This is a genomic window from Virgibacillus kekensis (assembly GCF_042654125.1).
Lineage (GTDB): Bacteria > Bacillota > Bacilli > Bacillales > Amphibacillaceae > Lentibacillus > Lentibacillus kekensis.
The window spans coordinates 25,748-38,398 of sequence record NZ_JBHSFU010000010.1 but is presented as its reverse complement, the minus strand read 5'-3'; the positions used below and the strand labels follow the sequence as shown (position 1 = coordinate 38,398).

Annotated in this window: 12 protein-coding genes; all 12 read left to right on the top strand. The window is 43.8% G+C overall.

All coding sequences use genetic code 11. The features are described 5' to 3' along the window. Positions 1-38: 38 nt before the first annotated feature. Positions 39-3,650 carry a DNA-directed RNA polymerase subunit beta' gene (rpoC, locus tag ACFO3D_RS15915; RefSeq protein ID WP_390298315.1) on the top strand — a complete coding sequence of 1,204 codons (3,612 nt, stop codon included), beginning with the start codon at positions 39-41 and terminating at the stop codon, positions 3,648-3,650. A 158-nt stretch (positions 3,651-3,808) separates the two neighbouring features. Beyond that, positions 3,809-4,060 (top strand): 50S ribosomal protein L7ae-like protein, encoded by a 252-nt coding sequence (locus tag ACFO3D_RS15910; RefSeq protein ID WP_390298312.1) that lies wholly within the window; start codon positions 3,809-3,811, stop codon positions 4,058-4,060. A gap of 143 nt (positions 4,061-4,203) precedes the next feature. Next, positions 4,204-4,620: a 30S ribosomal protein S12 gene (rpsL, locus tag ACFO3D_RS15905; RefSeq protein WP_390298309.1), complete on the top strand. Its 417-nt coding sequence runs from the start codon at positions 4,204-4,206 to the stop codon at positions 4,618-4,620. Between the two features lie 54 nt (positions 4,621-4,674). Further along, complete coding sequence (gene rpsG, locus ACFO3D_RS15900; RefSeq protein WP_390298306.1) at positions 4,675-5,145, top strand: 30S ribosomal protein S7; 471 nt, start codon at positions 4,675-4,677, stop codon at positions 5,143-5,145. Positions 5,146-5,184: 39 nt separating this feature from the next. After that, a complete protein-coding gene (gene fusA, locus ACFO3D_RS15895; protein ID WP_390298303.1) occupies positions 5,185-7,263 on the top strand; it encodes an elongation factor G in 2,079 nt (692 codons plus the stop codon). Positions 7,264-7,383: 120 nt separating this feature from the next. After that, complete coding sequence (gene tuf / locus ACFO3D_RS15890; protein WP_390298300.1) at positions 7,384-8,574, top strand: elongation factor Tu; 1,191 nt, start codon at positions 7,384-7,386, stop codon at positions 8,572-8,574. Positions 8,575-9,543: 969 nt separating this feature from the next. Beyond that, positions 9,544-9,852, top strand: coding sequence for a 30S ribosomal protein S10 (rpsJ, locus tag ACFO3D_RS15885; RefSeq protein ID WP_390298297.1), 309 nt, complete (start codon positions 9,544-9,546; stop codon positions 9,850-9,852). A gap of 30 nt (positions 9,853-9,882) precedes the next feature. Further along, positions 9,883-10,512, top strand: a complete 630-nt coding sequence (gene rplC, locus ACFO3D_RS15880; protein ID WP_390298294.1) for a 50S ribosomal protein L3 — start codon at positions 9,883-9,885, stop codon at positions 10,510-10,512. A 25-nt stretch (positions 10,513-10,537) separates the two neighbouring features. Beyond that, positions 10,538-11,161, top strand: coding sequence for a 50S ribosomal protein L4 (rplD, locus tag ACFO3D_RS15875; RefSeq protein ID WP_390298291.1), 624 nt, complete (start codon positions 10,538-10,540; stop codon positions 11,159-11,161). Next, the gene (gene rplW, locus ACFO3D_RS15870; protein ID WP_390298288.1) at positions 11,161-11,448 is read left to right on the top strand and encodes a 50S ribosomal protein L23; all 288 of its coding nucleotides are present in this window, start codon (positions 11,161-11,163) and stop codon (positions 11,446-11,448) included. The genes rplD and rplW overlap by 1 nt, the downstream gene beginning before the upstream one ends. A 31-nt stretch (positions 11,449-11,479) precedes the next feature. Continuing rightward, positions 11,480-12,310 (top strand): 50S ribosomal protein L2, encoded by an 831-nt coding sequence (gene rplB / locus ACFO3D_RS15865; RefSeq protein WP_390298285.1) that lies wholly within the window; start codon positions 11,480-11,482, stop codon positions 12,308-12,310. A gap of 57 nt (positions 12,311-12,367) precedes the next feature. Continuing rightward, on the top strand, positions 12,368-12,646 hold the full coding sequence (rpsS, locus tag ACFO3D_RS15860) for a 30S ribosomal protein S19 (RefSeq protein WP_390298282.1): 279 nt from the start codon (positions 12,368-12,370) through the stop codon (positions 12,644-12,646). The last annotated feature ends 5 nt before the right edge of the window (positions 12,647-12,651 follow it).

Below are 12,651 nucleotides of genomic sequence, written 5' to 3'. Positions count from 1 at the left end.
AAATGGTAAAATCGGACACTAAAAGGGAGGTAGGCCCCTTGCTGGATGTTAATAACTTTGAGTATATGAAAATTGGTTTAGCGTCACCGGAAAAAATCCGCTCATGGTCTTATGGCGAGGTCAAAAAACCAGAAACAATAAACTACCGTACACTAAAACCGGAGAAAGACGGATTGTTTTGTGAACGAATCTTCGGGCCGCAGAAAGACTGGGAATGTCATTGCGGGAAATACAAACGTGTCCGGTATAAAGGTGTTGTCTGTGACCGATGTGGTGTAGAGGTGACAAAAGCAAAAGTACGTCGTGAACGTATGGCGCATCTTGAGCTTGCTGCACCTGTATCGCACATCTGGTACTTTAAAGGAATCCCAAGCCGTATGGGGCTCGTGCTGGATATGTCTCCACGGGCGCTTGAGGAAGTAATTTATTTTGCCGCGTATATTGTGACCGAGTCAGGTGATACACCACTGGAGAAGAAACAACTTCTCTCCGAAAAAGAATACCGGGCATATTATGATAAATACGGCAAGTCATTCAAGGCGCAAATGGGCGCTGAAGCTATCCGTAAACTTCTCCAGGATATAGACTTGGACAAAGAAGTGGATGCACTGAAAGAAGAACTTAAAACTGCCCAGGGGCAACGCAGAACCCGGGCAATAAAACGGTTGGAAGTGCTTGAAGCGTTCCGCCATTCCGGAAACGATACATCATGGATGATTCTTGATGTACTGCCGGTTATTCCGCCAGAAATCCGCCCGATGGTACAGTTGGATGGTGGGCGTTTTGCCACATCTGACCTAAATGATCTGTATCGTCGTGTGATTAACCGTAACAACCGTCTTAAACGACTACTGGACCTTGGTGCCCCTAGCATCATCGTGCAGAATGAAAAACGGATGCTGCAGGAAGCAGTTGACGCACTGATTGACAATGGACGTCGCGGCCGTCCGGTAACCGGACCAGGTAACCGTCCACTTAAGTCTCTGTCCCACATGCTGAAGGGTAAACAGGGGCGTTTCCGTCAGAACCTGCTGGGTAAACGTGTTGACTATTCCGGCCGTTCCGTTATCGTAGTTGGCCCGCACCTGAAAATGTATCAGTGTGGTCTGCCAAAAGAAATGGCATTGGAACTGTTCAAGCCATTTATCATGAAAGAACTGGTTGAGAAGGGCTTTGCGCACAACATAAAGTCAGCTAAACGGAAAATCGAACGGGTGCATCCGGAAGTCTGGGACGTTCTGGAGGAAGTTATCAAGGAACACCCAGTACTGCTTAACCGTGCACCGACACTGCACCGTCTGGGTATTCAGGCATTTGAACCAACATTGGTTGAAGGACGTGCAATTCGTCTGCATCCATTGGTATGTACGGCGTATAACGCTGACTTTGATGGGGACCAGATGGCCGTTCACGTGCCGCTTTCAGCTGAAGCACAGGCTGAAGCCCGTATTCTGATGCTGGCAGCGCAAAACATTCTGAATCCAAAAGATGGCAAGCCTGTTGTTACACCATCACAGGATATGGTATTGGGTAACTATTACCTGACACTGGAACGTGAAGGTGCAATGGGTGAAGGAAGCATCTTTAAAGATGTTAAAGAAGCAGTCCTTGCATATCAGAATGGTTATGTACATCTGCATACAAGAATTGCAGTTCAGGCATCCAGCTTAAATAAAAAGTCATTTACCGAAGAGCAGCAGAATCAGTTACTGCTCACAACGGTTGGAAAACTGATTTTTAATGAGATACTGCCGGAGTCGTTCCCGTATATTAATGAACCAACAAATGAAAACCTGGAAGTGAAGACTCCAGAAACATACTTTGTTGAAAAGGGAACTGACGTAAAAGAAGAGATTAAAAAGCGTGAAGAAATACTTCCGTTTAAAAAAGGTATCCTTGGCGATATCATCGCGGAAGTCTTCAAACGGTTCAAAATTAGTGAAACGTCCAAAATGCTTGACCGTATGAAAGATCTTGGATTCAGCTACTCAACAAAAGCGGGTATGACCGTTGGTGTATCCGATATTGTGGTACTTGCTGAAAAAGAAAAGATTCTGGATGAGGCACAGACAAAGGTTGATAATGTGCTGAAGCAGTTCAGACGTGGTCTGATTACAGAAGAAGAACGTTATGACCGTGTTATTGCCATCTGGTCTCAGGCAAAAGACGATATTCAGGAGCGACTGATGAAGTCACTGGATAAGCGGAACCCAATCTTCATGATGAGTGATTCCGGTGCCCGTGGTAACGCGTCGAACTTCACTCAGCTTGCTGGTATGCGTGGTCTGATGGCCAATCCGGCTGGTAAGATCATTGAATTGCCGATTAAATCAAGCTTCCGTGAAGGTCTGACAGTATTGGAATACTTTATTTCCACACACGGTGCGCGTAAAGGTCTTGCCGATACAGCACTGAAGACAGCCGACTCAGGTTACCTGACACGCCGTCTTGTGGATGTTGCACAGGATGTGATCATCCGTGAAGATGACTGTGGAACTGACCGCGGTCTGACCGTTTCCGCATTGACCGATGGAACCGAAATGATCGAACCACTGCTTGACCGTCTGATTGGACGTACAGCATTTGAGACTGTTAAACATCCTGAAACAGGCGAAGTCATCGTTGAAAATGATACCGTAATTTCAGAAGACCAGGCTAAACAAGTTGTTGAGTCCGGTATAGAAGAAGTTGCTATCCGTACAGCATTTACATGTAACACTAAGCATGGTGTATGTCAGAAATGTTATGGTCGCAACCTGGCAACAGGTGACGAGGTTGAAGTCGGAGAAGCAGTTGGTATTATCGCAGCTCAATCTATCGGTGAGCCAGGTACACAGCTTACAATGCGTACATTCCACACAGGTGGGGTAGCAGGTGACGATATTACACAGGGTCTGCCGCGTATTCAGGAGCTCTTTGAAGCGCGTAATCCGAAAGGTCAGGCAGTCATCAGTGAAATCCACGGTGTGGTTCACGAAATTAAAGAAGTTAAGGATAAGCAGGAAATTGTCGTTCAGGGTGATGTGGAGCAACGTTCCTATGCTGTACCATACAATGCTCGGATGAAAGTTGCTGTCGGCGATGAAGTCGAAGCCGGTGAGGAACTTACAGAAGGTTCTGTTGATCCGAAACAACTTCTTAGCATTAAGGGTGTTTCCGGAGTTCAGGACTATCTGCTTCGTGAAGTACAGCGTGTATACCGAATGCAGGGTGTTGAAATTGGTGATAAGCACGTTGAAGTTATGGTTCGCCAGATGCTTCGTAAAATTCGCGTGGTCGAATCTGGAAATACAAATGTGCTTCCAGGATCACTGCTTGAAATTCACCAGTTTAAAGAGGCCAACCGTCCTATTCTTCAGGAAGGTCAGGAGCCAGCCGTTGGTAAACCGGTATTGCTTGGGATCACGAAAGCCTCACTGGAAACAGACTCGTTCTTATCTGCAGCATCATTCCAGGAAACAACTCGTGTCCTGACAGATGCAGCAATTAAAGGTAAGCGTGATGAACTACTAGGTCTGAAAGAAAATGTTATTATCGGTAAGCTTGTTCCGGCGGGGACTGGAATGCAACGCTACCGCAAAATAGAAGCAGGGTTGAATGTTCCACAGGAAAGTGTGGAAGAACCGGAAGAGACAGAAACGGTTCAGTAGCATTAAAAAAAACTTGGCTATTACCAGCCCTGTTAAAAACAAGATAATATATCGGAAGCACCTAAAAAATAGTTGAATTGCAGTTGACATTGAAAAACCAGGATGATACTATATTCAGGGTGCTTCCGATTATACTTGTTACTTTGGAGGATATGAGAATGTCTTATGAAAAAGTACAGCAAGTTCAATCACGATTAATAATTGGAACAAAGCAAACACTTAAGGCACTGAAAAATGCTGCCGTAAGTGAAGTGTTTATTGCTGAAGATGCAGACCAACAGATCATACAGAAGGTGGAACGTTTAGCCAGGGAAGTTAATGTACCTTGTCAGCGTGTTGATTCAATGAAACGGCTGGGCAGGGCTTCCGGGATAGACGTCGGCGCATCTGCGGTGGCAGTGAAAGAATAGAGGTTTTGGCGGGTAACTCGCGCGAAAGCTTTTGTTTTTTGCCAAAAGATGAACCACCTGGATATGTGGTATTACAAAATAACCGTTAAATGGGTGTTTGGTTACTGCTAAAACCCATCAATATAGAAGGGAGGATATATATAATGCCTACAATCAATCAGCTTGTACGTAAAGGTCGAGTAAGTAAGCCAAGGAAGTCTGATTCTCCTGCACTTAACAAAGGATACAACAGCTTCAAAAAATCACTTACTGATGAAAACTCACCACAAAAACGCGGTGTTTGCACACGTGTTGGTACATTGACTCCAAAAAAACCGAACTCGGCACTACGTAAGTATGCACGTGTTCGTTTGTCAAACAACATGGAAGTAACAGCATACATCCCTGGTATTGGACACAACCTGCAGGAGCACAGTGTAGTACTGATCCGCGGTGGACGTGTTAAAGACCTTCCGGGTGTACGTTACCACATTGTACGTGGTGCTCTTGATACTGCCGGTGTTGAAGGACGTGCCCAAGGCCGTTCTAAATACGGAACCAAGAGACCTAAGAAGAAATAACTAAATCACAAGTGATTAGAGATACACCTATGATACAGGAAAGGAGGGGGACATATGCCACGTAAAGGACCAGTACCTAAGCGCGATGTCTTGCCGGATCCACTTTATAATTCAAAACTAGTTACCCGTCTGATCAACCAGATCATGATTGATGGTAAAAGAGGTAAGGCACAAAAGATTCTTTATAATGCGTTTGAATTAGTCGCTGAAAGAAGCGGCCAGAACGCAATGGAAGTTTTTGAACAAGCTATGAAAAACGTAATGCCAGTACTAGAGGTGCGTGCCCGCCGTGTTGGTGGCTCGAACTACCAGGTACCAATGGAAGTACGCCCAGAACGCCGTCAGGCACTAGGACTTCGTTATATCGTTAACTATTCACGTCTTCGCGGTGAAAAGACGATGGAAGAACGTCTTGCTAATGAAATTCTTGATGCTTCCAATAACACTGGAGCTTCAGTTAAGCGACGTGAAGAAATGCATAAAATGGCGGAAGCCAACAAAGCATTTGCTCACTACCGTTGGTAAGAAACCAAATAAAGCACTTAACAGGAAGGAGAAGAATACATGGCTAGAGAGTTCTCCTTGGAAAAGACGCGTAATATTGGTATTATGGCTCACATCGATGCAGGTAAGACCACTACTACAGAGCGTATTCTTTTCTACACAGGACGGATCCACAAAATTGGTGAAACGCACGAAGGTGCTTCACAGATGGACTGGATGGAACAAGAGCAGGAACGTGGAATCACAATCACTTCCGCGGCCACTACTGCTCAATGGAAAGGCCACCGTATCAACATCATTGATACACCGGGGCACGTGGACTTCACAGTTGAAGTTGAACGTTCATTGCGTGTACTTGATGGTGCGGTAACGGTTCTTGACGCCCAATCAGGTGTTGAACCACAAACAGAAACTGTATGGCGCCAGGCTACTACGTATGGTGTACCTAGAATTGTTTTTATCAACAAGATGGATAAAGTGGGAGCAGATTTCCTTTATTCCACCAACACATTGAAAGAACGTCTGGGAGCAAACGCTCATCCTGTACAGCTGCCAATCGGTGCTGAGGATGATTTTGAAGGCATCATCGACCTGATTACCATGCAGGCGTATTACTACGAAGATGACTTGGGTACACGTGCTTCTGCTCGTGAAATTCCTGCCGACTATAAAGAGAAGGCAGAAGAATTACGCGGTGAGTTGGTTGAAGCAGTATCTGAGCTTGACGAAGAGCTAATGATGAAGTACCTCGAAGGAGAAGAAATCTCTAATGAGGAACTGAAGAGTGCAATTCGTACTGCTACCCTAAATATCGAGTTCTATCCGGTATTCGTTGGGTCAGCATTTAAGAACAAAGGTGTACAGCTAATGCTGGATGGTGTCTTAGACTACCTTCCTGCTCCAACAGATGTACCGCCAATTGAGGGTATTCTTCCTGGCAGTGAGGAGAAAGTGACTCGTCCATCTGACGATAACGCACCATTCTCAGCACTTGCGTTTAAGGTTGCTACAGACCCTTATGTTGGTAAACTCACTTTCTTCCGCGTTTATTCTGGAACATTGGATTCTGGCTCCTATGTCAGAAACTCTGTAAAAGATAAGCGTGAACGTGTAGGTCGTATCTTGCAGATGCACGCGAATTCACGTGAAGAAATTTCTACAGTATATTCTGGTGAAATTGCTGGTGCTGTAGGACTTAAGGACACTTCAACAGGTGATACCCTATGTGATGAAAAGGATCTTGTAATCCTTGAATCTATGGAATTCCCTGAACCGGTTATCGGTGTTGCAATTGAACCTAAGACAAAAGCAGACCAGGATAAAATGTCTGTTGCTCTAGGTAAGCTTGCAGAAGAGGATCCTACTTTCAGAACTGAGACAAATGTGGAAACTGGTCAGACAATCATTTCTGGTATGGGTGAACTTCACCTTGATATCATTGTGGACCGTCTGAAACGCGAATTTAAAGTTGAAGCTAATGTTGGTGCACCTCAGGTTGCATACCGTGAAACTTTCCGTGGATCAGCAGAAGTTGAAGGTAAATTCGTACGTCAGTCTGGTGGACGTGGACAATACGGACACGTTTGGGTTAAATTTGAGCCAAACGAAGAAGGTGCCGGATTTGAATTCACTAACAAAATTGTTGGTGGGGTAGTACCACGTGAATATATCCCTTCTGTTGAACATGGTATTAAAGAAGCGACAGAAAATGGTGTATTGGCTGGTTATCCGCTGATTGACATCAAAGCAACATTGTATGATGGAAGCTATCACGACGTCGACTCCAACGAGATGGCATTTAAGATTGCAGGTTCAATGGCATTGAAAGCTGCTAAGAATAAATGTAACCCAGTTCTTCTGGAGCCAATGATGCGCGTGGAAGTTGTAATCCCTGAAGAATATATGGGAGACATCATGGGTGACATTACATCCCGTCGCGGACGTGTGGAAGGTATGGAATCACGCGGGCCTGCACAGGTAGTAAAAGCCTTTGTACCACTGGCTGAAATGTTTGGTTATGCAACAGCATTGCGTTCCAATACACAGGGCCGTGGACAGTTCACAATGCACTTTGATCACTATGAAGAAGTGCCAAAGAGCATCTCTGAAGAAATTATCAAGAAAAATGCAGGAGAATAATTGATTTTTTCCTGAATGTAACGTATAACATTTATTATGAAGCTAAGGAATACTAAGCGCATTCCTTAGCTACACATAAACTAAAACATTACTTTTATTCAATTAAAGGAGGAAATATAAATGGGTAAAGAAAAGTTTGATCGCTCAAAAAGTCACGTTAACATTGGAACTATTGGACACGTTGACCATGGTAAAACTACTTTAACTGCTGCAATCACTACTACATTGCACAAGAAATCAGGTAAAGGATCTGCAATGGCATATGACCAAATTGACGGTGCTCCTGAAGAGAAAGAGCGCGGTATCACAATCGCAACTTCTCACGTTGAGTATGAAACTGATACTCGTCACTATGCACACGTTGACTGCCCAGGTCACGCTGACTATGTTAAAAACATGATCACTGGTGCAGCACAAATGGACGGAGCTATCCTTGTAGTATCTGCTGCTGATGGCCCAATGCCACAAACTCGTGAGCACATTCTGCTTTCACGTAACGTTGGTGTACCTTCAATCGTTGTATTCCTGAACAAAACTGACATGGTAGACGACGAAGAACTTCTTGAACTAGTAGAAATGGAAGTACGCGACCTTCTTACTGAATACGACTTCCCTGGTGATGACGTACCAGTAATTAAAGGTTCTGCACTTAAAGCACTTGAAGGCGATGCAGAATATGAAGAGAAAATCTTCGAGCTAATGGCTGCAGTTGACGAATACATTCCAACTCCAGAACGTGACAATGACAAGCCATTCATGATGCCTGTTGAGGACGTATTCTCAATCACTGGCCGTGGTACTGTTGCGACTGGACGTGTTGAACGTGGATCTGTTAAAGTCGGTGACGAAGTAGAAATCATCGGTCTTGCAGAAGAGCCTTCTAAAACAACAGTAACTGGTGTAGAAATGTTCCGTAAGCTTCTTGACTATGCAGAAGCTGGTGACAACATCGGTGCACTTCTTCGTGGGGTTTCCCGTGAAGATATCAACCGTGGTCAGGTACTTGCTAAACCAGGTTCAATTACACCACACACGAACTTCAAAGCTGAAGTTTATGTTCTGTCAAAAGAAGAAGGTGGACGTCACACTCCATTCTTCGGAAACTATCGTCCACAATTCTATTTCCGTACAACTGACGTAACTGGTGTTATTCAGTTGCCAGAAGGAGTAGAAATGGTTATGCCTGGCGATAACATTGAAATGGACGTTGAGCTTATTTCACCAATCGCTATTGAAGACGGTACTCGTTTCTCTATCCGTGAGGGTGGACGTACTGTTGGATCAGGCGTAGTATCTTCTATCTCTAAGTAATAGCATATTGAATAAAAAAACAGACAGCGTGACGACGCTGTCTGTTTTTTTGTCTATCGATACATCAGAGAACGAGGCTGGGACATAACTATAGTTTTACATTTTAAAGACGAACGAATTAGCCACGGAATCTTATAATGTTATCCTCTTATAGTTGAATCTTTATTCAAAGTTGATATAAACTGCAAAATAACTCGTAGCTTCGCTCCGGAAATACACTACGCTTTCCGCGGGCTCGCACTGAGCCTCCTCGTTCGCCAAGAACGCTCACTGTGGGGTCTCAACGTCTTCGCTTTCCCGCAGGAGTCTTTGTGTATTTCCCTCGCTACCATGGTGTTGATTGGAGTGCAGGAAGTGGTTTTCTTCCGAGGAAGTTGAAGCGTTGCCCGTGGAAAGCGATTTGTCCGAAGCGCAAATCAACATCGCTATACTTTGTCCCAGCTCCCTTTTTGTCTATCGATACATCAGATAACTTCCTAACGCTTAATTCAGTACTTTTTTTACAAGATTTCTTACACCCATTGACTTTACCATATTTAAATAGACTATGAATGTAGTTTATAAAAGCTGATTGAATCGAAAGACAATAGAATGTTGCAAGCCCATTAAAAGCGAGTGTCTCGAAGTTAAAGCTAAAGTTCTAGATAGAGACTACGCAGCAATGTATTTTTATTAACATGCAGCTCATAGTTAAAGAATTTAGGAATGGATGAACTTTCCCGTTAAAAAAATTGCAATAACCCTTGCAATCAGTGCTATACCTTAGTATAATACATAAATGTGCAATCTAATAGTTAACTCAAAAAGGGTTGCATTGACCACGTTTTTTCTTTATACTATTAATGTTGGTCAAAAAAAGGCGATGAAGTGAAAGGTTGTTGATACACCCGGCCCCTTTGCCATGGCGGGTGCTCAAGAAATTTTCACGGAGAAAGTCTATTATAAAATGGGCGAAAAGGAGGGAAAATAATGGCAAAAGAAAAGATTAGAATTCGATTAAAGGCATATGATCACCGCATTCTTGATCAATCTGCTGAAAAGATTGTAGACACTGCGAAGCGTTCTGGTGCTAATGTATCCGGTCCGATTCCATTGCCTACAGAAAAGTCTATCTACACAGTTCTTCGTGCAGTACACAAGTACAAAGATTCTCGTGAGCAGTTTGAGATGCGTACTCATAAACGTTTAATCGACATTGTCAATCCAACACCACAGACAGTTGATTCGCTAATGCGTCTTGACCTGCCATCAGGTGTGGATATCGAAATTAAATTATAAACTATTGAATTATTATAGGAGGTGTAACGGATGACGAAAGGAATCTTAGGTCGTAAAATCGGCATGACACAATTGTTTTCGGAAGAGGGAGAACTTGTCCCGGTAACAGTTGTGCAGGCTGAGCCAAACGTAGTTCTTCAAAAGAAGACTATGGAAAATGATGGCTATGAAGCACTACAAATCGGTTTTGCAGATGAAAAGGAATCACGTACAAACAAAGCGGAAAAAGGTCATGCTGAGAAAGCTAACACAGCCCCTAAGCGCTACGTTCGTGAAATCCGTAACGCAAATCTTGATGAATATGAAGTTGGTCAGGAACTTGGCGTTGATGTATTTCAGGAAGGCGATAAAATCGATGTAACTGGAACTTCCAAAGGGAAAGGATTCCAGGGTGCGATTAAGCGTCATGGACAACAGCGTGGACCAACAACTCACGGCTCTCATTTCCATAGAGCTCCAGGTGCGATGGGTGTTATTGACCCAATGCGTGTTTTCAAAGGTAAAAAGCTTCCAGGACAAATGGGTGGTAAGCAAATCACAATCCAGAACCTTGAAGTGGTTAAAGTGGATGCCGAGCGCAACCTGCTTCTAATCAAAGGTAATGTCCCTGGTGCGAAGAAATCCTATGTAAAAATCGAAAGTGCTTTAAAGGATAACTAATCAGATTACGAAGGGAGGATATGTCATGCCTAAAGTAGCACTATTAAAACAAGATGGTTCTCAAGCTGGAGATTTCGAACTGAATGATTCAGTATTTGGTATTGAACCAAACACACATGTATTAAACGAAGCGGTTATAATGCAACGTGCTAACCTGCGTCAGGGTACTCACGCTGTTAAAAACCGTTCAGAAGTAAGAGGCGGTGGCCGTAAGCCGTGGCGCCAAAAAGGAACTGGACGCGCACGTCAAGGTTCAATCCGTTCACCACAATGGGTTGGCGGTGGAGTTGTCTTCGGACCTACACCACGCAGCTACAGCTACAAACTGCCTAAGAAAGTTCGCCGTCTGGCACTTAGATCTGCACTTTCTTCTAAAGCAGTAGAGGAAAACATTATTGTTTTGGATAGCATTTCAATTGAAGCTCCTAAAACAAAAGAAGTTGTTAAGATGCTGGAAGCACTTAGCGTAGACACAAAAGCATTAATCGTGACAGCTGATAAAGATGAGACTGTTGTCCGTTCAGCAAATAACCTTCAAAATGTAAATGTGCTTACTGTTGAAGAGGTAAACGTACTTGACTTGCTGACGCATGACAAGCTGATCATCACGAAAGATGCGGCTGAAAAAGCAGGGGAGGTGCTTGCATAATGAAAGATCCACGTGATATTATTAAGCGCCCTGTCATTACAGAGAACACTGCTGATTTAATGGCAGAAAAAAAGTACACTTTTGAAGTCAGCACTAAAGCCAACAAGACTGAGATCAAAGATGCAGTTGAACTGGTTTTCGGTGTTAAAGTAGATCGTGTAAACACAATGAATATTAAAGGTAAATTCAAGCGTATGGGCCGTTATGGCGGTTACCGTGCAGACCGTAAAAAAGCTATCGTACAGCTTTCAGAGGACAGTAAAGAACTGGACTTCTTTGAAGGTTAAAAACAACAAACTAGCAGAGGAGGGAAATTAGATGGCTATTAAGAAATTCAGACCTACCACAAACGGTAGACGTAATATGTCTGTATCTGACTTTGCAGAGATCACCACGGATACTCCGGAAAAATCTCTACTTAGTCCTCTATCAAAACGCGGCGGCCGTAATAACCAGGGTAAACTGACTGTCCGTCATCAAGGTGGAGGCCACAAGCGTCAATATCGTATTATCGACTTTAAACGCGACAAAGATGGAATACCTGGACGCGTTGCTACAGTTGAGTATGATCCTAACCGTTCAGCAAACATTGCGCTGATTAATTATGCGGATGGAGAGAAGCGTTACATCCTTGCTCCAAAAGGCGTAAAGGTAGGTCAGCAAATCGAATCAGGGGAAAACGCAGATATCAAAACTGGTAATGCTCTTCCACTTAAAAACATTCCAGTGGGTACAATTATCCACAATGTTGAACTGAAGCCAGGTAACGGTGGTCAGCTTGCACGTTCTGCAGGAGCTGAAGCACAAATCCTTGGTCGTGAAGATAAATATACACTTGTACGTCTGGCATCAGGCGAAGTACGTCTGGTATTATCTACTTGCCGTGCTACTGTCGGCCAGGTTGGAAACATCGAACACGAACTTATACGTGTTGGTAAAGCAGGACGTTCCCGTTGGAAAGGTGTCCGCCCAACTGTACGTGGTTCTGTTATGAACCCTAACGATCACCCACACGGTGGTGGTGAAGGACGTGCGCCAATCGGTCGTAAATCACCAATGTCACCATGGGGCAAACCAACTCTTGGTTACAAGACTCGTAAGCGTAACAAACCTACAGATAAATTCATCGTTCGTAAGCGCAAGAAATAAACGGATAAAACGGCGGTCTAAAACATCCGTCGTTCAAGTGCGAAAGGAGGTTTATCCATGGGTCGTAGTTTAAAAAAGGGACCTTTTGTAGATGACCATCTAATGAAAAAGGTTGAAAGCTTAAATGAAGCGGATAAGAAGCAGGTAGTTAAAACCTGGTCTCGCCGTTCAACAATATTCCCTACTTTTGTTGGCCATACAATCGCTGTATATGACGGTCGCAAACATGTGCCTGTCTATGTTACAGAAGATATGGTAGGACACAAACTAGGTGAATTCGCGCCAAGCCGTACGTATAAAGGGCATGCTGGTGCTGATAAGAAAACAAAACGCTAATGAGA

Bases quoted from the DNA above. Each gene is read 5' to 3' on its own strand.
- rpsJ (WP_390298297.1), top strand. From the start codon at position 9,544: ATGGCAAAAGAAAAGATTAGAATTCGATTAAAGGCATATGATCACCGC.
- rplW (WP_390298288.1), top strand. From the start codon at position 11,161: ATGAAAGATCCACGTGATATTATTAAGCGCCCTGTCATTACAGAGAAC.
- rplB (WP_390298285.1), top strand. From the start codon at position 11,480: ATGGCTATTAAGAAATTCAGACCTACCACAAACGGTAGACGTAATATG.
- rplC (WP_390298294.1), top strand. From the start codon at position 9,883: ATGACGAAAGGAATCTTAGGTCGTAAAATCGGCATGACACAATTGTTT.
- rpsS (WP_390298282.1), top strand. From the start codon at position 12,368: ATGGGTCGTAGTTTAAAAAAGGGACCTTTTGTAGATGACCATCTAATG.
- fusA (WP_390298303.1), top strand. From the start codon at position 5,185: ATGGCTAGAGAGTTCTCCTTGGAAAAGACGCGTAATATTGGTATTATG.
- tuf (WP_390298300.1), top strand. From the start codon at position 7,384: ATGGGTAAAGAAAAGTTTGATCGCTCAAAAAGTCACGTTAACATTGGA.
- rplD (WP_390298291.1), top strand. From the start codon at position 10,538: ATGCCTAAAGTAGCACTATTAAAACAAGATGGTTCTCAAGCTGGAGAT.
- rpsL (WP_390298309.1), top strand. From the start codon at position 4,204: ATGCCTACAATCAATCAGCTTGTACGTAAAGGTCGAGTAAGTAAGCCA.
- rpsG (WP_390298306.1), top strand. From the start codon at position 4,675: ATGCCACGTAAAGGACCAGTACCTAAGCGCGATGTCTTGCCGGATCCA.
- ACFO3D_RS15910 (WP_390298312.1), top strand. From the start codon at position 3,809: ATGTCTTATGAAAAAGTACAGCAAGTTCAATCACGATTAATAATTGGA.